A 23,943-nucleotide genomic window follows, 5' to 3' on the forward strand; every position below is an offset into this window, starting at 1 on the left:
TTTTTGTCGTTCTTGTTATGATGCAAGAAAGGGCCCTGGATGGACCCTTGTCTCAGACTCGTTATCGACCGATTGCGGTTGGCAACGGCAGGCTTAGCCCAGGATGGCGGCCAGCTGCTTGCTGACCAGATCCACCGGCTGGGTGCCGTCGATCTTGACGTAACGGGTGTTGCCCGCTTCCGCCTCTTTACCGTAGAAACCGATCAGCGGCGCAGTCTGCTGATGGTACACGTCCAGACGCTTGCGCACCGTGGTCTCTTCGTCGTCGGCACGGATCACCAGATCCTCGCCGGTCACGTCATCCTTGCCTTCCACTTTCGGCGGGTTGAACACCACGTGGTAGGTACGGCCGGAGCCGGAGTGGACGCGACGACCGCTCATGCGCTTGACGATCTCTTCGTCCGGCACGTCGAATTCCAGCACGAAGTCGACCACGACACCGGCATCCTTCATGGCTTGCGCCTGGGGAATGGTGCGCGGGAAGCCATCCAGCAGGAAGCCGTTGGCGCAATCCGGTTGGGCGATACGCTCTTTGACCAGGCCAATGATGATGTCGTCAGAGACGAGCTGACCTGCGTCCATCACGGCTTTGGCCTTGAGGCCCAGCTCGGTGCCCGCCTTGATCGCCGCACGCAGCATGTCGCCGGTGGAGATCTGCGGAATACCGTGTTTTTCCATGATGAACTGAGCCTGAGTACCCTTGCCGGCACCCGGAGCCCCCAACAGAACAATGCGCATACACGCTCCTATTGATTGGTTATTCAATTCTTGAGAAGGCAAAAAACTACACGGTTTCGCTCATTTTCACAAGCTTGCCCCGTGTGAGTGGCTTATTTTTCACCATGTTCCCGCAGCGGCGAGGCGACTCAAGCCGCAACGCTACCCTGAAAAAATGAGTGAAAATGCAGCGCCCCCCCAATAACGAAGAGAGGCGCTTGCCCCTTGTCGGGCAAGCGCCACATAAAAAAGGCCCACTGCATGCAGTGGGCCCAAACATCATGCCTGGAGTAACAGACGGTTGATACGGGAGACGAAGCTCGCCGGATCATTCAGCCCGCCCTGCTCTGCCAGCTGGGCCTGTTCGTGCAGCAGGGTGACCCACTCGCCGAACAGCGCCTCGTCCTGGATGGTGTCGAGCTTCTTCACCAGCGCGTGGTCGGGGTTGAGCTCCAGAATGTACTTCTGCTCAGGTACCGGCTGGCCGGCGGCGCGCATCAGCTTGATCATCTGGGTGCTCATGCCGTGGTCGTCGGTGACGATGCAGGAGGGTGAATCGGTCAGACGGTGGGTGACACGCACCTCTTTCACCGCGTCGGCCAGGCTCTGCTTGACCCGCTCCACCAGACCGGCGTTGGCTTTTTCAGCCTCCTCCTGCGCCTGCTTGGACGCTTCGTCCTCCAGATCCCCCAGATCCAGCTCGCCACGGGTGACGGAGACCAGCTGCTTGCCGTCGAACTCGGTCAGGTGGCTCATCAGCCACTCGTCGACGCGCTCCCACATCAGCAGCACTTCGACGCCCTTCTTGCGGAAGATCTCGAGGTGCGGGCTGTTCTTGGCGGCGGCGAAGCTGTCGGCGGTGATGTAATAAATCTTCTGCTGGCCTTCCTTCATGCGGCCAACGTAATCCTCGAGAGAGACGGTCTGGGCTTCGCCCTCGCCCGCCGTGCTGGCAAAGCGCAGCAGCTTGGCGATCTCTTCGCGGTTGGCGTGATCCTCGGCCGGACCCTCTTTGAGCACGTTGCCGAACTCGCTCCAGAACTTGGCGTACTTCTCGCTGTCATCCTTGGCCAGCTTGGCCAGCATGGTCAGCACCCGCTTGGAGCAGGCCTTGCGCAGGGAGACGGTCACCTTGTTGTCTTGCAGAATTTCACGGCTGACGTTGAGGGGCAGATCGTTGGAATCCAGCACCCCTTTGACAAAGCGCAGGTAGGCCGGCATGAACTGCTCGGCGTCGTCCATGATGAAGACGCGCTGCACGTAGAGCTTGAGGCCGTGTTTCTGATCCCGGTTGTAGAGATCGAAGGGCGCGCGGGCCGGTACGTAGAGCAGGCTGGTGTACTCCTGCGCCCCTTCCACCCGGTTGTGACCCCACAAGAGCGGATCTTCGAAGTCGTGGGCGACGTGCTTGTAGAACTCCTGATACTCCTCGTCCTTGATCTCTTTCGGATTGCGGGTCCAGAGTGCGGTGGCTCGGTTGACCTGCTCCCACTCGCCCGGGGTGCCGACGACGGTCTCGCCATCTTCTTCACGGTCCGGGGTGCCCTCTTTGAACATCTCCACCGGCACGCTGATGTGGTCGGAATACTTGGCGACCACGGCGCGCAGACGCCAGTCGTCGAGGAACTCTTCCTCTTCGGCACGCAGGTGCAGGATGACGTCGGTACCACGGCCTTCCTTGGTCACATCGGCCACGGTGAAGGAGCCTTCCCCTTCCGATTCCCACTGCACCCCTTGATCAGGCTCGGTGCCGGCGGCGCGGGAAACCACAGTCACCTTGTCGGCAACGATGAAGGCGGAGTAGAAACCCACCCCAAACTGACCGATCAGCTGGGAGTCGCGGCCCTGATCACCGGACAAGTTCTTGAAGAACTCGGCGGTACCGGACTTGGCGATGGTGCCCAGATGCTCGATCACCTGATCCCGGCTCATACCTATGCCGTTATCAGAGATGGTCAGGGTCCGGTTCTCTTTATCAACCACCAGGCGAACGCGCAACTGGCCGTCGTTTTCGAACAAAGAGGCATCGGAAAGCGCCTTGAAGCGCAGCTTGTCCGCCGCATCTGAGGCGTTGGAGATCAGCTCGCGCAGGAACACTTCTTTGTTGGAGTAGAGGCTGTGGGCCATCAGGCTCAGCAGTTGTTTGACTTCAGTCTGAAACCCGTGGGTTTCGGCATGAACGCTTTGGGTCATCGACACTATCCTCAGGCGATTCGGGTTGAACACATTCCTGATACAAGATGGGGCCTGGGATCCCCATTTCAAGGGGGACAAGTCTGCTGACGGTGCGAATGGCGATTTTTGCGCCAGCACTCAGCCAGGCGCCGCCCATCGCTCAAACAAAAACCCGCCGAGGCGGGTTTGGGAAACAATAAGCCTGGCGCAGGCTCAGCTCAGTGGCTGATGCGGCCTCAATTAAGGGGCTGACGCAGGCTCAATTAAGGGGCTGACGCCCCATCAGCGAGTGAGAAAGCGTGGTGCCATCCACCAGCTCCAGCTCGCCCCCCACCGGCACGCCGTGGGCAATCCGGCTCACCTTGACGCCGGCGGCGCGGGCCATGTCGGCGATATACCAGGCAGTGGCATCCCCTTCGATGGTGGGGTTGGTGGCCAGGATCAGCTCGCTGATGGATTCGGCCTTCAGGCGCCGCTCCAGGATCTCCAGCCCCAGCTCTTCCGGACCTATGCCATCGAGGGGGGACAGGTGCCCCATCAGCACGAAGTAACGGCCGGAGAACTGGCCCGTGTGCTCGATGGCGGCCACGTCCGCCGGGCTCTCCACCACGCACAGCAGGCCGCTCTCTTCGCGCTTGGGATTGGCGCAGATCTCGCAGCGATCGTTCTCGGTGAAGGTGCGGCAATGGCTGCAGTGGCCTATCTCGGTCAGCGCCCGGTTGAGCAGCTGGGCCAGGCGCAAACCGCCGCTGCGCTCGCGCTCGAGCAGGGTGAACGCCATGCGCTGGGCCGACTTGGGACCGACCCCCGGCAGCACCTGCAGGGCCTTCATCATCTCATCCAGCAAGGGGCTGAATTTCATGGGCTAAGTATCCTTTGACGCTGTGTCGGCGGGCGGCGACCTCAGGCAACCCTCGCGGGTGCGGGTTGCGCTTCGCCCGGCCGAACCTATCTTGTTGGCGCAGGACTATACCCGAGCCGCCCCCCGTCCGCCACTGGCCTTGTGCCTGCCGGCGCTATGACGTCGCCAACCGGATGAGGCAGCGACTGCGGCCACACTAGCCCAGCAGGATCCGCTGACGACCGCTGTAGATCTCGGCGCGGCCCGGGCGGCAAAAGCCCACCAGGGTGAGCCCGGTCTGCTCGGCCCGCTCGACCGCGAGCTCGGTGGCGGCCGAGATGGCGAGCAAGATCTCCACACCGGCGCTGGCGCACTTTTGCACCATCTCGAAGCTGGCGCGGCTGGTCACCAGAATGGCGCCATCGCGCCGGCCGGTGCGCTGCAGGTGCCCCACCAGCTTGTCGAGCGCTATGTGACGCCCCACGTCCTCGCGAATGGCCAGGATATTGCCCGCACCATCCACATGGACGGCGGCATGGGTGGCCCCGGTGCTCTGCCCCAGCAGTTGCAGCGGGCGCAGCGCGTCCAGCACCTTGTCGATCAGGGTCACCTCGAAGCGCTGGCTGTCCGGCAGCCGTGCCAAGGTGCGCACCACCTGCTCCAGGCTCTCGCTGCCACAGATGCCGCACCCAGTGCGCCCCGCCAGGGTGCGCCGTTTCTCTTTCAGGCGATGGACGCAGCGATTGGCCAGGGTGATATGCAGCTCTATGCCCTGGCAGCCATCGACCTGCTCGATGTCGTGGATGTCTTGCAGGGCGTCGATGATCCCCTCGGAAAGTGAAAAGCCGATGGCAAAGTCCTCCAGATCGGCGGCCGAACACATCATGACGCTGTGGGCCAGGCCGTTGTAGACCAGCGCCACCGGAGTTTCGCAGGGCAGTTGCATGGCGCTGTCCGTGGTGACGCCATCGCGCTGGTAATGGACCACCTCCCGGTGGGCGCTAAGCGCCAGCGGCGTATCGCTATCGAGTTCGAGCAACATCTTGGAGCCCTTAGTTGAGGGTCTGGGGGGCTTTCGCCGAGATACCGAGCCGCTTCATCTTCGACAGCAGGGTGGTGCGTTTCATGCCGAGCCGGTTGGCAGCGCCCCGCTCCCCCGCGACTATGCCGTTGCATTCGCGCAAGGTGTCTATGATGGTCTGGCGCTCGTCCTCCACCCCCTCGCTCTGGCTGCTGGCGCCCTTGAACAAGGCCTGCTCGGGCTCGTCATAGACCAGGGTCTCTATCTTGTGATAGCCCTTGAGCGGCATCAGCTCGTCCGGCGAGAGGTTGAGCACATGGCCCCGGGTCATCACCACGGCGCGCTCTATGATGTTTTCCAGCTCGCGGATGTTGCCGTACCAGGGGAGCGACACCAGCATCTTCATGGCATCGGCCGGGATCGAGGTGATGTTGCGCCGCATCCGCTTGGCGATCTTCTTGATGAAGAAGTTGACCAAGAGCGGTATGTCTTCGCGCCGCTCGCGCAGGGGCGGCAACTCGATGGGAAAGACGTTGAGCCGGTAGTAGAGATCGCTTCTGAAGCGCTTGTTCTTGACCATGGAGAGCAGATCGCAGTTGGTGGCCGCCACCAGCCGCACGTCGATGGCGATGGGGTTGCTGTTGCCGACCCGCTCCAGCTCGTGTTCCTGCAATACCCGCAACAGCTTGGGCTGCAAGTCCAGCGGCATGTCCCCCACCTCGTCCAGAAACAATGTGCCCTTGTGGGCCCGCTCGAAGCGACCGATGCGCTGGGCCAGGGCGCCGGTGAAGGCCCCCTTCTCGTGGCCGAACAGATCGCTCTCGATGAGGCCGGTGGGAATGGCGGCGCAGTTCACCTTCACCATCTCCTGTTCGCGGCGATCGCTCAGCCGATGGATGGCCTGGGCGATCAGCTCCTTGCCGGTGCCGGTTTCCCCCAGGATCAGCACTGAGCAGTCGCTCTGGGCCACCAGCTTCACCTTCTCCAGCACGCTCTCCATGGCGGCGCTTTGATAGATGATGCTGGAGAAATCGGCGTTGGGCTCGAGCTCCGCCACCCGGATCGTCTTCTCGCGGGCACCCGTGGTGTTGGAGATCTCCTGCTGTGCCTGCACGTTGTTCATGGCAATGGCGGTGCGGGCCGCCACCTGCTCCAGCAATGAGATATCGATGTCGGCAAAAAAATCGGCATCTGGGTGGGAGAGGATCAAGACCCCCAGCAGGTTGCCCCGATAGCGCAGCGGCAGTATGCAGGAGCTGTCCGCATCGGCCGGCAGTATCTGGGAGCTGAAGCGGCAGCTCGAATCGCAGCCGTGGCCCTGCTCCCGATAGATGAAGAAGGGCTCGCTGTGGCCGAGCGCCCCCTGCAGACAGTTCTTCTCGAAACAGGAGTGGTTGATGATGCCGGGCTGATCGCTCTGCTGCTGATTGACCAGATAGCTCTTGAAGCTGTCGGAGGTGGCGTTGTACTCCGCCAGGCAGAGGCTGCTGATGAAGAAGTGGTGCTGCAGTATGGAGAAGAGGCTCCTCGGCAACTCGGCGATGCGCACCAGTTTGATCACCGCATTGGTGACATCCACCAGGATCTTGCAGCTGTCGCGCTCCAGACGCAGGGAGTTGGCCTGCTCCAGGGTGCGCTCCTTGTCGAGCACGTTTTCGAGCGCGATGGCGACGATGGCCGCCAGCTGGGTCAGCTTGGCCAGGGTCTCCATCGGGAAGGCGTTGGCCGCCGGGCTGATGAACTCCACCCCGCCCAGGTGGCTGCGGGCCGTGGTGATGGGCAACTGGCAGTAAGAGTGCAACCCCTCATACACCCCGGCCGCCGCCAGTAACTCGCAGCGGTTGTGAAAGCGGGCCGCGGGCAGCACTATGGCCTGCTCCCTGGAGAAATGGAGATCTGCCTTGGCACAGACCAGGTGCTTGGGGCCCTTCTCCCCCATGAAGTAGAAGAGGGCCTCCTCCCCCGCCCCCAGATTGAGGATCAGGTTGACCCGGGTCACCCCGGCGAAGCAGGCATCGATCCGGTTCAGCTTCTTGATGAAATCATCCAGGGTGACGGCGGAGAGCAGGTTCTTGGAGAGAGAGAGAAAGCCGTCATCCCAGATGGGTGAGATGTCGGTTAACGGAATGGCACTCACATTCAGCATTCTGGCCTCACGTTACATCTATATGGGCAAAAGATTGCAGGCACATTGCGGTCAGCAACGACGGTAAACAACAGGTCAGCCAGATCCGTCAGATGTTATAATTAATTTTTAAAAACTTAACGCTTAATTATAAAAACTAACATGCCTTGAAATAGCTTCTCACTGCCTGACGCATAATAAGGTAGCCCTACCCCCATTACAACCAGACAGGCCAGCGCCAATATCCCGCCATCACTACCAAATATGCTCACATTGGCTCACATATATTGCCGTGCTCCGCCAATTCCTGTCGGCTCGCGTCGCCGCATTGCGTCGTTTGATGGGTTGACTGGATAGCCGCCGCTTGCCCATGGCTGCGCTCCGTCAGGAGGAGATGAGCTGGTAGTTGTAGAGCTTGAGGCCCCCCAGGATGAAGCCGGCCGACAGCAGTTGGAATGCAATCAATAACCCACTGATATTGTCGGCTATTTCTGCAGACACCGCCTGATGGGTGAACAGGATCACCAGCGCCAGCAAGCCCGTCAGCAGGCCGTTGACCAGGGTGGTGGAGAGAAAGGCTATCAGCCAGGCCGCCTGCACGCTCAGCGCCGCCAGCACGGCGCCCATGGCGATGCGCGCGGCGATAAAACAGCCGAAGAAACCGAACCCCAGCAGAAATATCAACTCGTCGTGCCACCAGAAGCAGACCAGCCCCAATAACATCACCAGAAAATAAGCGGAAACATAAAAGATCCCGAATGAGAGAGTTAATTCATTTTTCATGAAGGACACCTGCCAGCTGAAAAAAGGATGAGAGGATCCGGGCCCTGTGAACAGAGCCTGGATCCACTTTATTTAACGACGATTACCCTTTGGCGGCGCTACGCAATTTCGCCTTGAGGGCACTGTATTCAGTCTGGACGTACACTTCCGCCTCGGGCTGATCCTCAATGCGCTCAATCTTCACTGCGCAGTACTTGTACTCGGGGGTGTAGGAGACGGGATCAAGGTGCTCTATGGTGAGCTCGTTGCACGCCCCTATCCACCACTGGTAGGTCATGTAGACCACACCGGCGTTGACCCGCTCGTTGTAGTTGGCCCGGGTGATCACCTTGCCGCGCCGCGACGAGATCCAGACCAGCGCCTGATCCTTCACGCCGAGCTTTTGCGCATCGCTCGGGTGGATCTGCACATAGCCGGGCTCATCGGCCAGGGTCTGCAGCGCCGAACAGTTGCCTGTCATGGAGCGGCAGGAGTAGTGACCCACCTCCCGCACTGTGGAGAGCACCAGCGGATACTCGGCACAGGGCTGCTCCAGCGGCGCACGCCACTCGGAGGCAATCAGCTGACCCTTGCCGCTCGGGGTGGTGAACACATTGCCCTCGAACAATGTGCTGGTGCCCGGGTGATCCTCGGTCGGGCAAGGCCACTGCACGCTCTTGAGATCGGCCATCTTGTCATAGCTGACCCCGGTATAGAGCGGGCAAAGGGCGCGCATCTCGTCCCAGATCTGGTTGGTATCCCGGTACTCCATGGGATACCCCATGGCGGTGGCCATCAAGGAGAAGATGGCCCAGTCCGGCTTCACGTTGTCCGGCGGCGTCACCGCCTTGTAGAAGCGCTGGAAGCCGCGATCCGCCGAGCTGTAAACCCCCTCGTGCTCGCCCCAACTGGTGGCGGGCAGGATCACATCCGCCATCTCGGCGGTCTGGGTCATGAAGATGTCCTGCACTATCACCAGATCCATGCCCCCCAGGGTGCGCCTGAACTGGGCCAGGTCGGCCTCGGTCTGGGCCGGATCTTCCCCAAAGATATAGAAGGCCTTGCACTTGCCCTCCTCCACCTTGTGGCTGAGCTCAGTCAGACGGTAGCCGGGCTGTTGGGAAAGCGCCGGCACGCCCCACGCCTTGGCGAACTTGGCGCTGATGGCGGGATCGCTCACGGACTGATAGCCCGGGAACTGGTGCGGCAGCATCCCCATGTCACAGGTGCCCTGCACGTTGTTCTGCCCACGCACCGGACCGCAGCCGGTGCCACGGCGACCGAAGTTGCCGGTCAGCAGCGCAATTCCGGCGAGCCCCTTGACCACATCCACCGCCTGACCGTACTGAGTCACCCCCATGCCCCACAGGATCATGGACGCAGGCGAGGCCGCATAGGTGCGGATGGCGGCGCGGATATCGGCGGCCTTGAGGCCAGTGATCCCCTCCACGTATTCCGGGGTGTACCTGGCTACCAGCGCTTTGTAGGTCTCAAACCCCTCGGTGTAGTTGGCGACGAACGCCTTGTCATAGAGGTTCTCGGCGATCAGCACGTTGCCGAAGGCATTGACCAGCGCCATGTTGGAACCGTTTTTGAGCGGCAGCCACTGATCGGCGATGCGGGCGGTCTCCACCATGCGGGGATCACACACAATCACCTTGGCCCCGTTCGCCTTCGCCTTGAGGATATGGCGGGCGACTATGGGGTGAGAGTCAGCAGCGTTGTAACCAAACACCAGCAAGCACTTGGTCTCTTGAATTTCGGGAATGGCGTTGCTCATGGCGCCGTTGCCTACAGTTGTCTCCAGACCGGAGACTGAGGGTGCGTGTCACACCCTCGCGCAGTGGTCGACGTTGTTCGTCCCAAGCACGGCGCGGGCAAATTTTTGCATCACATAGTTGGCTTCGTTGCCGGGGCCACGGGCCGAGCCTGTGGTCATGATGGCGTCGGCACCATATTTGGCCTTGATGGCGGACAGACGGCTGCTGGCAAACTCGATGGCTTCGTCCCAGGAGACGGCTTCAAGCCTGCCACCGCGCTCGCGGCGGATCATAGGGCTCTTGAGACGGGGGGTCAGCAGGTTGGTGTCGTTCAGGAAATCCCAACCGTAATAACCCTTGAGGCAGAGCTGCCCCTCGTTGGTCCGGCCGTTGGCGCCTTCGGCCCCCACCACCTTGTCGTTTTCAACCAACAGGTTGATCTTGCAACCGGTGCCGCAATAGGGGCAGACGGTAATGACTTTTTTCATGACTCACACTCTTGTTTGTTAACGGTAAAAGGCTGTTAACGCTAAAAGGCCTTTAACGAAAATGGCTTGTCAGGGGTAGAGAGTACAGAGGCGCAAGCGGCGGCCAGCAAGGGGCTGCGTACGCCATCTTGATGCCCCACTCCCGTATGCCTCACCCCTGTGCGGAGACCGGCTGGCGCTGGCAGGACGCCATCGCCTCGGCACTGGCCAGCTGCTTCTGGCGGTTCAGCTCGCCGAGCGACTCCGGCGTCACCAAGCGCAGCGCCTGGGTCGGGCACACCTCGACACAGGCCGGGCCCGCCTCACGGTGACGGCAGAGATCGCACTTCAAGGCTTGCGCCTTGGTCTGCGGGCGCTTGAACAGCGCATCGGCTGCGGGGGCCACCTCTTTCACCACCACCGCCATGGCACCGTAAGGACAGGCCACCACGCAGGATTTGCAGCCGATGCAACGCACCTGCAGCACCTTGACACAGCCATCTTCGGTCACGATGGCATTGTTGGGGCAGGCCACAGCACACGGCTTGTCTTCACACTGGCGGCAGAGCACGGGCGTGGTCACCTTGCTGCCCACGATCACCTTCAGGCGCGGCTGGAAATAGCTGTCCTTGGAGACCAGATGTCCATCCTCGATGGCAAGATGCAGGCCGCCCTCCCGCTCAAGGGTCCCGCTGCAAGACCCTGACTGGTGTGAAACGGCGCACGCCACCTCACAGGTACGACACCCAATACAAAGACTGGGATCTGCAATCACGAAGCTGTTCATAGAGAGGGATCCTAAATGTTTCGTTACTGCCGCACTGGCATCGCCCGGCGTGCCCAAGTGTCATCGCCTCAGGGGGCGCACACTCAAACACCGACGACGCAGCCGGCTCACCCACAAAGCATTTATCAGACCAAAAGCGGGGACGGGCCAAATAAAGTTCACAAGCAACTGAAAATAAAGGGGTAATCAGAAAAATGGACGACGACTTTCAGGCCGATGACGATGACGACAGCTCCGCTGAACTGTGATCGACACGACAAAAGTGACGAGCTCGACACCGGTTGACAGCCCCCTGCCCCGCTTGATTATCGGAGGATAAATGGCACCATCAGAGAGGATGCCGGAGCGGCCTGTTGTTTGGTTTTACTATCGCGCCAGCCCATCAGCACCAAGCCAAACCGAAGAATAAAGCGCCTTATATTGATAAATTTATTGAGCCAGAACCGGTTTTCAGCTCCTACCTCTTCAGTTTTTTACCTGTACGGTTAATATGTCTCACTTGACAATCAGCTCCGTTGAGATCGCTACCATGCAGATACACAGCACAATGTCACTGGTTCAAAAAATAGATTGATGACTGAAACTTGGGGAAATTGAGAGATAGCTACGAAAACCATTTTTAGAATACCAAGTTACAGTACTAGCATTCTCCATTTAAAGAATTATTAGCTTAAATAGGAATCTGCATGACTAAAGAACAAGATTTAAATAGTAGGAATATACCTCTTCCGATTCAACGAGAGGTTAGACAACGTTGTGGCTTCGGTTGTGTTATCTGCGGAATGCCGCTGTATGAATATGAGCATATGGAGGAATGGGCTAACGTTAAACGCCATGTAGCTGAAGAGATAACTTTATTGTGTGACCAACACCACAGAGAAAAAACGGGTGGCCTACTTCCAAAAGAAGTAGTAAGAAATGCGAATGAAAATCCATTTAACCTTCGTAAGGGTGTGTCTAAACCATATAGCTTGCATTTTTCCGGAAAAACAGCTGAAGTTGAAATAGGTGGAAACACCTTTACATGCGATGACCAAGGGTATGGAACCGCAATGGTACCCATTAGTGTTGATGGCAATCCCTTGATCGGCCTGATCATGGCAGATGGTCACTTACTCCTAAATTTAGTTATTTTCGATGAATTTAACGCTCCCGTTCTTCATATAAAAAACAATCAACTTTATTACTCGATAACACCATGGGACATACAGTTAATTGGCACAAAACTATCGATTCGTGAGGCACGCCGAAAGATACTTATAGAAGTAGATTTCAAACCACCAAACAAAGTCATTATAAATCGAGGCCGATTCTTAAGAAATGGTGTCGAGATATTGGTTAGACCTCGCAATATCTTAATCACAAATAACTCGACTTTAATTAGTGGTTGTCATGCACATAATTGTTACGGGGGACTAATAATCGGGCATCATGAACAACGTCTAGGTGGTTTTATGGCTTTGGATAACCTACCAAGGTATCTAGGTGATCGCACCGAAGCTCTTAAGTTTGAAAAAGAATCAATGACTGAAATTGAAGCAAGAAAAGTAATTTAAGCAGTTGGTACGAACACTGCCGACATTTGATATTGTATTAGAGGCTGTGAGATATAAAATGAGTGAGTTAAGTTATTTGGGAACATTATTTGACCGGGTAACATATTTACAAAATATGCTGGTTGCGCAAGCAACAGGCGGTGCTGGTGATAATGCTGATTACCAAGTTATTAGAACTGAGTTACTTGGCAATCCAACAATAGCGACTATGACCCCACGATGTGTTAAAACCAATCGTAACCTCGATCAATTTTGGCAGTTCATCAAATTTGAGTATGGAACTTATGCTGATCGCAGACAATATATATGGCAAGAGTTCAACCCACTACTTGAGTACTTAGAAAAAGGTCAAATACACCCAGCTCAACAATCTATATCCGATGTTTTACAAAGTTTTGACTCAGACAGCATCCATTATGCATGGACTAAAGCTCTAGAGCGCAAAGTGAGAGATCCCGAAGGTGCAATTACAATTGCACGTACAATCTTAGAAAGCGTATGTAAGCATATTCTAGAAGAACTTAGTGTTGCTTATAACAACTCATCAATTGAACTGTCTGATCTTTATAAACTTACAGCAAAAGAGTTAAATATGGCTCCAGAGCAGCATAACGAACCAATATTCAAACAGATTTTGGGCGGGTGCTCTGGAATAGTTAATGGTTTGGGTACACTACGCAATAAATTAGGTGACGCTCATGGGCATGGTAAACATCCAGTTAAACCACAAGCAAGGCATGCTGAACTTGCCGTAAATTTAGCTGGCGCAATGTCATTATTTTTAATCTCAACATACGAGGCAAATAAAAATAACAACCTAGCATAGGGAATATTTATGGTGCCGTAGGGTGTAATAAGCGCAGCGCATTACACCTCTTACGTATGTTCAATTAGTGGTGCAATTCACTTCGTTCATTGCACCCTACGTATATATCCTCTCTCTTGCTTTGCTTGATGATGGCTGATGTTGTGGTGGCCATATCCTTTTTCTTTCCGTCCCTGCCCCCAGACCAAATAAAGACTCTATCGCCACCCAACACAGTCCTCTTTACCCACCTCTGCATCAATTTATTAGTCAGCATTTTATCGTCTATTTTTCAACCAGCCTAATTGAAAACTCTGGCCAAAATGGATACTCAGAGAAAACAAACGCTTGCACGCGCCCCGACGGGTTATTTCAATCAATGGATAATTAATGATTTCGTTCAAAAGCCCCTTTTGATTATTTATACCAGAGCATGATCCCACAGAGTGTGTGTCATCATACGCTTAACGGCAGATGAACAGACTGTGTCCCATAATGAGCCCCTTTATATCCAGTTAACTCCCTTTCCCATCGCAATCTCTTAATACTATCCCGATTGAATATCAGGGTTTTCCTGATCGCTCGGGCCCTTGTGCTTTGGCAAACGTGTAACAAGATAACCTCATGAGCTGTGATAACAAACAAGCCCTGTCCGGCGTCACGCTGGCGGCGATTGGCGTGGTCTATGGTGATATCGGCACCAGCCCCCTCTATACCCTGCGTGAGTGCCTGTCGGGTCAATTCGGGATCGGGGCCGAACCCGCCGCCATCCTGGGATTTCTCTCCCTCATCTTCTGGCTGCTGATCCTGGTGGTCTCGGTCAAGTACCTCTCCTTCGTGATGCGGGCCGACAACGCCGGTGAAGGGGGCATTCTCACCCTGATGTCACTGGCCACCCGCAACGCCTCTCCCCGCTGGACGCCTGTGCTGATCATCCTGGGGCTGATTGGCGGCAGCTTCTTCTATGGCGAGGTGGTGATCACCCCGGCCATGTCGGTGATGTCGGCCATCGAGGGCTTGAGCCTGATGGCCCCCTCCCTCGACCCCTATATAGTGCCGCTCTCCGTGCTGGTGCTGACCCTGCTGTTTGCCATTCAAAAACATGGCACCGCCATGGTGGGCAAGCTGTTTGCCCCCATCATGCTCACCTGGTTTCTGACCCTGGCCGTGCTGGGACTGCGCAGCATCATCCAGAATCCCGAGGTGCTCGGGGCGCTCAACCCCATCTGGGCGCTGCGCTTCTTCGCCGAGTACCAGACCACGTCCTTCTTTGCCCTCGGCGCCGTGGTGCTGGCCATCACAGGGGTGGAGGCGCTCTACGCTGACATGGGCCACTTTGGCAAGAACCCGATCCGGCTCGCCTGGTTTGTGGTGGTGCTGCCGTCGCTTGTGCTCAACTACTTCGGCCAGGGCGCCCTGCTGCTGGGCAACCCGGCGGCCATCGCCAACCCCTTCTTCCTGCTTGCCCCCAAATGGGCGCTGCTGCCGCTGCTGGTGCTGGCGACCATGGCGACCGTGATCGCCTCCCAGGCGGTGATCTCCGGGGTCTTCTCCCTCACCCGGCAGGCGGTGCGGCTCGGTTATCTCTCACCCATCCGCATCGTCCACACCTCCGAGCAGGAGTCCGGCCAGATCTATATTCCCGTCATCAACTGGATGCTCTATATCTCAGTGGTGATCGTGATCATGAGCTTCGAGCACTCCAGCAATCTGGCGGCAGCCTACGGTATCGCCGTGACCGGCACCATGGTACTCACCTCCATCCTCTTCTGCTCAGTGGCCAAAAACAGCTGGCGCTGGCCCACCTATCTGGTCGCTGCCCTGTTCGCCCTGCTGCTGGCCATCGACGTGCCGCTGTTTGCCGCCAACCTGGGCAAGATCTTCTCCGGTGGCTGGCTGCCGCTCACCCTGGGCGCCGTCATGTTCACCCTGATGACCAGTTGGAAGAGTGAACGCTTCCAGCTCATTCGCCGCCTGAACGAGCACGGCAATTCGCTCGAGCCCATGATAGCCTCGCTGGAAAAATCCCCGCCGACCCGGGTGGCCGGCACAGCCGTCTATATGTCGCGGGTGGTCAATGTGATCCCCCATGCGCTGCTCCACAACCTCAAGCACAACAAGGTGCTGCACGAGCGGATAATCCTGCTCACCCTGCGGGTGGAGGATGTGCCCTACGTCCACAACGTGCGCCGGGTCTGCATCGAGCAGCTCTCCCCCACCTTCTGGCGGGTGGTGGCCAGCTACGGCTGGCGCGAGACCCCCAACATGGAAGAGATCTTCCACCGCTGCAACGCCGAGGGGCTGAGCTGCCGCATGATGGAAACCTCGTTTTTCATGGCCCACGAGTCACTGATCATGAAGGAACGCCCCTGGTATCTCTACCTGCGCGGCAAGCTGTTTATGCTGCTGCAGCGCAACGCCCTGCGCGCACCGGATCAGTTCGAGATCCCGCCCAACCGGGTGATAGAGCTGGGCTCGCAGGTGGATATCTGATGGCGTTCTGAGGGCATAAAGAAGGCCAGCAAGAGAGAGGGAGGCATTGGCCTCCCTCTCTTTTTGCCGTTAACCACGGGGGCATTTCTCCCCCCTCATCCCCAGCCCTTCTCCCACAAGGGGAGAGGGGAGCAAACCACGACGACCATATGGCTAAACGGTGCAATTCACTTCGTTCTTTGCACCCTACACCTAATCGAACCTGCTCACTTACGGCTATACCGCCCCCTCTCACAACAGCCGTAGGGTACAACAAGCACAGTGCATCGCGACCATATGGCTGACTTTCCCCTCATCCCCAACCCTTCTCCCACGAGGGGAGAAGGGTGCAAAGCACGGCGACCATATGGCTAAACGGTGCAATTCACTTCGTTCTTTGCACCCCATTCCCTACCGCAGACGAATAACCCTTCCGCCCTTCATTACGACCCCGCATTGCTCCCTGTCGGCACTGTTTTTCCGAGGTGACGAACCCTCTCCCGCCCTTCGTCACAAGTGACGAACGTCACACTTCGACACTGTGCCGCGTCCTGGTCACGGTTCGACACCAAATTTAAAGTCATTTAAAAACAGCAAGTTGAAATCAATTTTACGCCAAAAGTCAATCTGGCCCGCATTTTGCCATCCTGCCCCTATTCTCTCCGTTCGCGACACGACAAGGTAGGCTATGAACCGCTTCGTTATCGCTGACCCCAAGCTGTGTATCGGCTGTGGCACCTGTATGGCGGCCTGCAGCACGGTTCACAAGGCGCAAGGTTTGCAGCAAGCCCCCCGATTAACCGTTATGCGACACGAGCAGGCGACCATGCCGGTTCAGTGCCGTCACTGTGAAGACGCCCCCTGCATCAAGGTGTGTCCGGTCGAGGCGATTGCCCAGACGGGCGATTGCGTGCAGCTCAACGAGTCGCTCTGCATCGGCTGCAACCTGTGCGCCGTGGCCTGCCCGTTCGGTGCCATCCAGAGCGGTGGCAGCCGTCCGGTGGCCATGGCCAACAGCTACGACACCTATATTCCCTGCTCCATCCGCTCCAGCAATCCCTCCACCTCCGCCGGTCTGCGCTGCTTTGGCGAGGATCTGCTGAGCTGGGAGCCCGGGGTGCGCAGCATTGCGGTCAAATGTGACCTCTGTGAGTTTCGCGCTGAAGGCCCCGCCTGTGTCAGTGCCTGCCCCTCCCAGTCACTGAGCATGGTCAACGACACTTCCTGCGCCAACGCCGCCCGCGACCGTCGCCTGCAAGCGGCCAATGCTCACCCGCAAGGTGCCCCCGCCTTCTCGGCCTCTGCTTGCGCGAGCGCGTCTTGCTCGACCGCCACGGCTACGCCTGTTTCACCCGACGCTTCAATCACTGAGGGATCCTGCTGATGTTGTCCCCCCTTGTTATGGGCACGCTCCTGCTCTTTTTGCTGGGCGCTGCCGCCTGTCTGATGCTGCAAAAGCAGCCTTGGCTTGCCAACCGTCTCAATAGCGGCTTCGCCCTGCTGGGCTCGCTCGTCGGTGTTGTTGCCGCCATCAAGGCGCTGGCCCAGGATGCAACCATCGACGGCCAGATCTGGCTGCTGGGCTCGGTGCATCTGGATATGTTGGCAGCCCTGATGCTGCTGGTGATCACGCTTGTGGGCTTGGCTGTCTCCCTCTACTCCTTTGCCTATATTCGCGAATATCAGGGCAAGGGGGATGTGGCCATCGGCGCGCTAATGAACCTCTTCCTGTTCGCCATGGTGGGCATGGTGCTGGCCGACAACGCGCTCGGTTTCTTGCTCTGCTACGAGCTGGTAACCCTCACCACCTACTGGCTGGTCAAGACCAACCCGGACGCGGCCAAACAGAGCCGCCTCTATCTGGTGATGAACCATATCGGCATGGCGCTGGTGCTGATCGCCTTCTGGCTGCTCTGCCGCGACAGCGGTTCGCTGGAGTTCGCCGCGCTGCGCGAGCACCATCTGGCGGGCACACTGGCATCCCTGGTGTTCCTGCTCAGCTTCTGCGGCTTTGGCCTGCGCGCCGGTTTCGTGCCGCTGCACGGCTGGCTGCCAGTAGCAGAGCCCGTTGCTCCGTCCCATATCTCGGCGCTGATGTCTGGCGTCATGGTGAAGCTGGGTCTGTTTGGCATTCTGCGAGTCAGCATCGATTTTCTCGGTGCCAGCCAGCTCTGGTGGGGCTACATGGTGCTGATCTTTGGTGCCTGCTCGGCAGTGCTCGGGGTGCTGTTTGCGCTGGCCGAGCACGATCTCAAGCGGCTGCTCGCCTACCACACGGTGGAGAACATCGGCATCATCCTGATGGGGATGGGGATCGGCATGATCGGCATCGCCAACCAGCAACCGGCACTGGTGGTGCTGGGGCTGCTCGGCGCGCTCTATCACCTGCTCAACCACGCCATCTTCAAGAGCCTGCTCTTTATGGGCACCGGCTCCGTGATGTTCCGCCTGCACACCCGTGACATGGACAAAATGGGTGGCTTGGCCAAACTGATGCCCTGGACCGCGCTGGCGTTCCTCATTGGCGCCATGGCCATCTCGGCCCTGCCACCGCTCAACGGCTTTGTCAGCGAGTGGTTTATCTATCAGGCCTTACTTTCCATGACCAAGCTCGGCACCTCTGTGGTGGCCCCGCTGGCGGTGGTGATGCTGGCGGTGACCGGCGCCATGGCGGTGATGTGTTTCGTCAAGGTGTATGGCATCTGCTTCTGCGGCGCACCGCGCAGCGAAAAAGCGAGTCAGGCCCGCGAAGTACCCAATGCCATGGTGGCAGGCACCCTGCTGCTGGCAGCGGTCTGTCTGGTGCTGGGTCTGGGCGCTCCCTGGATTGCCCCCTTTGTCAGCGGCTACGGCCAAGCGCTCGTCTCTACTCACCTAATGGGCCAAATGAGCGTGGCCACTGGCGCAACCCTGCTGCCGCTCGACAGCTCACAGGCGATCCTCTCCCCGCCGGTGATTGCCATCACCCTGCTGGGGCTGTTCCTCATCCCGCTGCTGGTCGTGGCCATCTTCAAGGGGCCCAAGCTGGGTCGTCGTCATGCCGGTACCCCCTGGGCCTGCGGTTACGCCTACGAGGAGCGCATGAGCCTCACCTCCGGTGGTGTCACCCATACCCTGCGCCAACTCTGTGCCCCGCTCTATCGCAAACAGCCACAGCTTGATCTGGCCACCGCCCTGCACGGGGTGAGCGCGTCGCCCTCTGCCGCTGGCTGGCTCTTGCACGGCCTGGTGCTGGCGCTCTTTATCCTGATGGCTGTAGGAGTCTGATATGCCTGTTCTTGAAATGCCGAGCTGGGGCATGGTTGCCCTCGCCCTGACCCAGGCCATCGCCATGCTGGCGCTGGCGCCGCTGGCCACCGGTTTCAACCGGGTGCTGCGGGCCAAGATGCACTCCCGTCAGGGGCCGGGCCTGCTGCAGGATTACCGGGATATCGGGAAGCTCCTGCGCCGTCAGGAAGTGACCCCCGAGCCTGCCGGCATCATCTTCAACCTGATGCCGGCGCTGCTGATCGCAGCCCTGCTGCTGGTAGGGATGGCGCTGCCGACCCTGACCCACGAGTCCCCCTTTCCCATCGCCGGGGATCTCATCACCGACATCTACCTGTTCGCCATCTTCCGCTTCTTCTTCTCCCTGGCGGGGCTCGACAGCGGCAGCATGTTTGCCGGGATCGGTGCCCGCCGCGAGCTGACCTTAGGGATTTTGGTGGAGCCCATTCTGGTGCTCGCCTGCTTCATCATGGCGATGATGGTGGGCAGCTCGGATCTGGGCAACATCAGCAACTATGTGGCCACCCAGCCGCTGGCCGCCCCCATCGCAACCCTGTTGGCCGGTGCCGCCTGCGCCTTCGCGGTGTTTGTGGAGATGGGCAAGCTGCCCTTTGACTGCGCCGAAGCCGAGCAGGAGCTGCAGGAGGGGCCGCTCACCGAATACTCGGGCGCAAGTCTCGCACTGCTCAAACTCAGCATGGGCCTCAAGCAGCTGGTGGTGGTGCAGCTCTTTTTGGTGATCTTCCTCCCCTTCGGCAAGGCGGCGAACTGGAGCCTGCCCGCACTGGCGCTGGCAACCCTGATCCTGCTCTGCAAGCTGCTGGTGGCATTTGGACTTGCGGGCATTATCGAGAACTCCATGGCCCGCACCCAGTTCGTGCGCACCCACAAGCTCACCCGCTATGGCTTGGGGCTGGCACTGCTGGCGCTGCTCGCCTATCTGGTCGGGGTATAACTCATGCCCGCCATCACAGCTGCTTTTTTCGATTTCACCTTTTCCGATTGCTCATTCCCGAACATAAAGTGAGAACTGCATGACCATCGCCATCCAGGATCGCATCGGTTGCGACTATATCCAGCAACTGCGACAGCAACTGCCCCACGCCATTATCGACGAGCAATGGCAGACCGCCGATCAGGCCACCCTGACCGTCAAGCCCACCAGCCTGGTGGCCCTCACCAGCCTGATCTTCCACAAGCAGGGCGGCTGGCTCTCGGTTTCGTTTGCCAATGACGAACGCAGCCTCAACGGCCATTTCGCCGTCTACCACGTCTTCTCCATGGAGGGCGACACCAAGAGCTGGATCACCGTCAAGGTGCTGGTCGAAGCCACCTCGCAGGAGTACCCCTCCATCACCCCGACCATTCCGGCGGCTGTGTGGGGCGAGCGGGAGATCCGCGACATGTACGGCCTGCGCGCCGTCGGCCTGCCGGACGAACGCCGTCTGGTGCTGCCGGACGACTGGCCGGAGGATATCCACCCGCTGCGCAAGGACGCCATGGATTACCGCCAGCGCCCCATGCCCACCACCGACACCGAGACCTACCCCTTCGTCAATGAGCTGGGCAATGAGGCCAACCGCATCGTACCGGTCGGCCCGCTGCACATCACCTCGGACGAGCCGGGTCACTTTCGTCTGTTTGTCGATGGGGAAGACATCATCGATGCCGACTACCGGCTGTTTTATGTCCATCGCGGCATGGAGAAGCTGGCGGAAACCCGCATGGGCTACAACGAAGTGGCGTTTCTGACCGACCGGGTCTGCGGCATCTGCGGCTTTACCCACAGCGTGGCCTACACCACCTCGGTGGAGAACGCCATGGGCATTAAGGTGCCCGAGCGGGCCAAGATGATCCGCGCCGTGCTGCTGGAGGTGGAGCGCCTGCACAGCCACATCCTCAACATCGGGCTGTCGAGCCACTTCACCGGTTTCGACACCGGCTTTATGCAGTTCTTCCGGGTGCGGGAAAAGTCCATGACTCTGGCCGAGCTGCTCACCGGCGCCCGCAAGACCTACGGCCTCAACCTGATTGGCGGGGTGCGCCGCGACATCTTCAAGGAAGATCGCATCAAGGGCGCCCAGCTGGTGCGCGAGCTCCGTGATGAGCTCAAACCGCTGGTGGCCATGCTGCTCGACACCGCCAATATCACCTCCCGTCTGGTGGGGATAGGCCGCCTCGACCCGCAAGTGGCCCGCGATTTCAGCTGCGTCGGCCCCATGGTGCGGGCCAGCGGCTTCAAGCGCGATGTGCGCCGGGTCCACGACTTTGCCGCCTATCGCGAATTGCCGATGGAGATCCAGACCCTGGCCGGTTGCGACGTGCAATCCCGGGTGCTGGTGCGCATCCACGAGCTCTACGACTCCCTCGACATGATCGAGTTTGGTCTTGAGCACCTGCCGGAGGGGCCACTGCTCACCGAAGGGTTCACCTATCAGCCGGGCAAGTTTGCGCTGGGCTTTACCGAAGCGCCCCGCGGCGAGAACGTCCACTGGAGCATGACCGGGGATAACCAGAAGCTGTTCCGCTGGCGCTGCCGCGCCGCCACCTACGCCAACTGGCCCGCCCTGCGCTACATGCTGCGCGGCAATACCGTCGCCGATGCGCCGCTGATCATCGGCAGTCTGGATCCCTGCTACTCCTGTACCGATCGGGTCACCCTGGTCGACCCCAAGAAGGGCAAGTCCACCGTGGTCTCCTACAAGGAGATCGAGCGCTACGGCATCGACCGCAAAAACTCTCCGCTGAAATAAGGGGTCATCATGATCAAGCTGTTCAAGACCATCCTCAAGGCTGGCACCCCAACCGCCAAGTACCCCTTCGCCCCTTACGAGGTGAACCGGGATTTTCGCGGCAAACCGAAATATCAGGCGGATCAGTGCATCGCCTGCGCCGCCTGCACCAAGGCCTGCCCGGCCAACGCGCTGGTGATGGAGGTCGATATGGAGACCGGCGAGCGCCGCTGGGAGATCTCCATGGCCCGCTGCATCTTCTGCGGCCGCTGCGAAGAGGTCTGCCCGACCCGCGCCATCGCCCTCTCCCCCGAGTTCGAGCTGGCGGTGACCAACAAGGCCGATCTCTATGAGGAGGCCCGCTTCGCGCTGGCCCCCTGCACCCTGTGCGGCACCTACTTTGCCCCGAGCAAACTGGTGGCGCTGGTGGAGGACACCCTCAAGCAGGCAGGCACGCCGCTCGCTACCCCTGAGCGCCTGCACCACTGCCCCGACTGCAAACGAAAACAGGGCATGCTGAGCCAGCCTGACTCGGCCCTGACCACACCGATTGCCGCACCGACTACCACACAACAGGAGTGGATGTGATGAGCAAGATCAAAGGCATAGAACCGGTTGTCGGCCATGCCCATACCCGCGCCGTGCCGCTGGCACAGGATCCCGAGATCACCAAACTTAAAAAAACCCTGCTCAAAGACATTCGCCGCTCGGCCTATGTCTATCGGGTCGATTGCGGTGGCTGCAACGCCTGCGAGATCGAGATCTTCGCCACCATCACACCGCTGTTCGATGCCGAGCGTTTCGGCATCAAGGTGGTCGCCTCCCCCCGTCACGCCGACATCCTGCTCTTTACCGGCGCGGTGACCCGGGCGATGCGAGTCCCTGCCCTGCGCGCCTATGAAGCAGCCCCTGATCCCAAGATCTGCATCGCCTACGGCGCCTGCGGCTGTGACGGCGGCATCTTTCACGATCTCTATTGCGTCTGGGGCGGCACCGACAAAATCGTACCGGTGGATGTCTACATCCCGGGCTGCCCCCCCACTCCCGCCGCCACCATCTATGGCTTTGCGGTGGCGCTCGGTCTGCTTGAGCAAAAACTCAAAGCCATCAGCCACGAGGTGCAACCGGGAGTGCGGGTCGAGCTGCGCCACACCGGCATCCCCAATGAAATTCGGGTGATGATCGAGCGCGAAGCGCGCCGCATGGCCGGTTACCGTCAGGGACAGATCATCGCCGACCAGTTTATGGCACTGCTCGAAGGGGCGACCCAGCAGGATGTGGATCTGCGCATCCAGAGCTACCTCAATCAGCACGACGACCCGCGCCTGTCGGAGATCGTCAACAACCTGGCCAACGCCTGCCTCAACCGGGTAGCAGGCAAGAGAGAGGCAGTGCATGGCTGATCAGGTTTTCTTCTACCGCCTCTCCCGCAAGTTTGTGGATGAGCAGTTCGATGTGCCGGAGGAGGCGAAAGAGGTGATGTACTACAGCCTCGCCATCGGCCACCACCTCGGCATCGTCGACTGTCTGAGCGCCGATCTGGTCTGCCCCCTGGCGGGCTATCGCGACTGGGTGGCCAAGCTGCCCGAAGGGAGCGAGGCGCGCCGCAAGATGGAGGGGTTTCTCACCTTTGGCGAGATCACCGTCTATCGCGAGCACTGTCATATGCTGGCCTGTGCCTTCGACCGGCTGCGCAAGGCACAAGGTGTGCTCGATGAGCAGGAGCTGGGCTGGACCGACACCTTTATGGATCAGCTCACCGCCCTCTATAACGATCCCCATATGTACCTGATGGTAAGGAGCCGCTGATGGGCTGCAATCTCGTGTTGACCGTGGGCAATGCCATGATGGGGGACGACGGTGCCGGCCCCTATCTGGCGGACAAGCTGCAAGCCGCCCCCCTGCCCGGCTGGCTCCATATCGACGGCGGCATAGCGCCGGAAAATGTGGTCCACAAGGTGCGGGAGTTGCAACCGAAGCGGGTAGTGCTGGTGGATGCCGCCGAGATCGGCGAGAAGGCGGGCACCCTGCAGGTGATCCCCCCCGAAACCATAGCCGAGATGTTTATCTTCTCGACCCACAATATGCCGCTCAATTTTTTGATCGACGAACTCAAGACCTTTGTCCCCGAGGTGATCTTTGTCGGGGTGCAACCGGCCATAGTCGCCTTCTCCTTCCCGATGACAGAGATGGTGAGCGGGGCCATGGATTATCTCTACGATCATCTGGAAGAGGCTAAAGATAGCGAGTTGTTAATAAATAGGCTGGCCCAGTGGAATATCACCAATGCGGCCACCGATTATTTGCCGGCTTGTTAACGGCGGCAGTTATCGATCCCTCAAAAGGCATATATAAACGCCCGATGTTAAATTAAAAACATCGGGCTAATTGCCATGAAATTGATATAAATCAACGCACGGATATTTTTCAGAAAACCGGCCAACTAGCTATTTTTA

Annotated in this window: 19 protein-coding genes; 11 read left to right on the plus strand and 8 right to left on the minus strand. The window is 58.9% G+C overall.

The genetic code is table 11. From position 1 onward, the window contains the following. Window positions 1-93: 93 nt before the first annotated feature. The 8 genes from adk to ACM3N8_RS02305 form a co-directional block, all read right to left on the minus strand. Window positions 94-738: an adenylate kinase gene (adk, locus tag ACM3N8_RS02270; RefSeq protein ID WP_043138383.1), complete on the minus strand. Its 645-nt coding sequence runs from the start codon at window positions 736-738 to the stop codon at window positions 94-96. A 258-nt stretch (window positions 739-996) separates the two neighbouring features. Continuing rightward, complete coding sequence (gene htpG / locus ACM3N8_RS02275) at window positions 997-2,910, minus strand: molecular chaperone HtpG (protein ID WP_098984246.1); 1,914 nt, start codon at window positions 2,908-2,910, stop codon at window positions 997-999. A gap of 241 nt (window positions 2,911-3,151) precedes the next feature. Further along, a complete protein-coding gene (gene recR / locus ACM3N8_RS02280; RefSeq protein ID WP_043138375.1) occupies window positions 3,152-3,754 on the minus strand; it encodes a recombination mediator RecR in 603 nt (200 codons plus the stop codon). A 196-nt stretch (window positions 3,755-3,950) separates the two neighbouring features. Next, window positions 3,951-4,775, minus strand: coding sequence for a formate dehydrogenase accessory sulfurtransferase FdhD (gene fdhD / locus ACM3N8_RS02285; RefSeq protein WP_111588762.1), 825 nt, complete (start codon window positions 4,773-4,775; stop codon window positions 3,951-3,953). A 10-nt stretch (window positions 4,776-4,785) separates the two neighbouring features. Then, entirely contained in the window at window positions 4,786-6,900 is a 2,115-nt protein-coding gene (locus ACM3N8_RS02290) for a sigma 54-interacting transcriptional regulator (RefSeq protein ID WP_416015389.1), read from the minus strand. A gap of 363 nt (window positions 6,901-7,263) precedes the next feature. After that, window positions 7,264-7,662: a hypothetical protein gene (locus tag ACM3N8_RS02295; protein WP_416015390.1), complete on the minus strand. Its 399-nt coding sequence runs from the start codon at window positions 7,660-7,662 to the stop codon at window positions 7,264-7,266. 82 nt (window positions 7,663-7,744) lie between these two features. Further along, window positions 7,745-9,889: a formate dehydrogenase subunit alpha gene (gene fdhF, locus ACM3N8_RS02300; RefSeq protein ID WP_416015391.1), complete on the minus strand. Its 2,145-nt coding sequence runs from the start codon at window positions 9,887-9,889 to the stop codon at window positions 7,745-7,747. Between the two features lie 151 nt (window positions 9,890-10,040). Continuing rightward, window positions 10,041-10,655 carry a 4Fe-4S dicluster domain-containing protein gene (locus ACM3N8_RS02305; protein ID WP_416015392.1) on the minus strand — a complete coding sequence of 205 codons (615 nt, stop codon included), beginning with the start codon at window positions 10,653-10,655 and terminating at the stop codon, window positions 10,041-10,043. 686 nt (window positions 10,656-11,341) lie between these two features. Between ACM3N8_RS02305 and ACM3N8_RS02310 the strand changes: the two genes are divergently transcribed. From ACM3N8_RS02310 to hycI, 11 genes are all read left to right on the plus strand, one after another. Then, a complete protein-coding gene (locus tag ACM3N8_RS02310) occupies window positions 11,342-12,211 on the plus strand; it encodes a hypothetical protein (protein WP_416015393.1) in 870 nt (289 codons plus the stop codon). A 58-nt stretch (window positions 12,212-12,269) separates the two neighbouring features. Then, window positions 12,270-13,037: an abortive infection family protein gene (locus tag ACM3N8_RS02315; protein ID WP_416015394.1), complete on the plus strand. Its 768-nt coding sequence runs from the start codon at window positions 12,270-12,272 to the stop codon at window positions 13,035-13,037. 603 nt (window positions 13,038-13,640) lie between these two features. Continuing rightward, complete coding sequence (gene kup, locus ACM3N8_RS02320; protein WP_098984253.1) at window positions 13,641-15,509, plus strand: low affinity potassium transporter Kup; 1,869 nt, start codon at window positions 13,641-13,643, stop codon at window positions 15,507-15,509. Between the two features lie 667 nt (window positions 15,510-16,176). Further along, on the plus strand, window positions 16,177-16,872 hold the full coding sequence (locus ACM3N8_RS02325) for a 4Fe-4S dicluster domain-containing protein (RefSeq protein WP_416015395.1): 696 nt from the start codon (window positions 16,177-16,179) through the stop codon (window positions 16,870-16,872). Then, complete coding sequence (gene hyfB, locus ACM3N8_RS02330; protein WP_416015396.1) at window positions 16,872-18,755, plus strand: hydrogenase 4 subunit B; 1,884 nt, start codon at window positions 16,872-16,874, stop codon at window positions 18,753-18,755. The genes ACM3N8_RS02325 and hyfB overlap by 1 nt, the downstream gene beginning before the upstream one ends. A gap of 1 nt (window position 18,756) precedes the next feature. After that, window positions 18,757-19,710 carry a respiratory chain complex I subunit 1 family protein gene (locus ACM3N8_RS02335; protein WP_265453088.1) on the plus strand — a complete coding sequence of 318 codons (954 nt, stop codon included), beginning with the start codon at window positions 18,757-18,759 and terminating at the stop codon, window positions 19,708-19,710. A gap of 79 nt (window positions 19,711-19,789) precedes the next feature. Continuing rightward, window positions 19,790-21,508 (plus strand): NADH-quinone oxidoreductase subunit C, encoded by a 1,719-nt coding sequence (locus tag ACM3N8_RS02340; RefSeq protein ID WP_416015397.1) that lies wholly within the window; start codon window positions 19,790-19,792, stop codon window positions 21,506-21,508. Between the two features lie 9 nt (window positions 21,509-21,517). After that, entirely contained in the window at window positions 21,518-22,075 is a 558-nt protein-coding gene (locus tag ACM3N8_RS02345) for a formate hydrogenlyase complex iron-sulfur subunit (protein ID WP_416015398.1), read from the plus strand. Continuing rightward, on the plus strand, window positions 22,075-22,890 hold the full coding sequence (locus tag ACM3N8_RS02350; RefSeq protein ID WP_416015399.1) for an NADH-quinone oxidoreductase subunit B family protein: 816 nt from the start codon (window positions 22,075-22,077) through the stop codon (window positions 22,888-22,890). Before ACM3N8_RS02345 ends, ACM3N8_RS02350 begins: the two co-directional genes overlap by 1 nt. Next, the gene (locus ACM3N8_RS02355) at window positions 22,883-23,296 is read left to right on the plus strand and encodes a formate hydrogenlyase maturation HycH family protein (RefSeq protein WP_290016789.1); all 414 of its coding nucleotides are present in this window, start codon (window positions 22,883-22,885) and stop codon (window positions 23,294-23,296) included. The genes ACM3N8_RS02350 and ACM3N8_RS02355 overlap by 8 nt, the downstream gene beginning before the upstream one ends. Further along, window positions 23,296-23,805, plus strand: coding sequence for a hydrogenase maturation peptidase HycI (gene hycI, locus ACM3N8_RS02360; RefSeq protein WP_290016790.1), 510 nt, complete (start codon window positions 23,296-23,298; stop codon window positions 23,803-23,805). Before ACM3N8_RS02355 ends, hycI begins: the two co-directional genes overlap by 1 nt. Window positions 23,806-23,943 lie beyond the last annotated feature (138 nt).

The sequence above is a fragment of the Aeromonas sp. A04 genome (assembly GCF_047780465.1).
Classification (GTDB): Bacteria; Pseudomonadota; Gammaproteobacteria; order Enterobacterales; family Aeromonadaceae; genus Aeromonas; species Aeromonas bestiarum.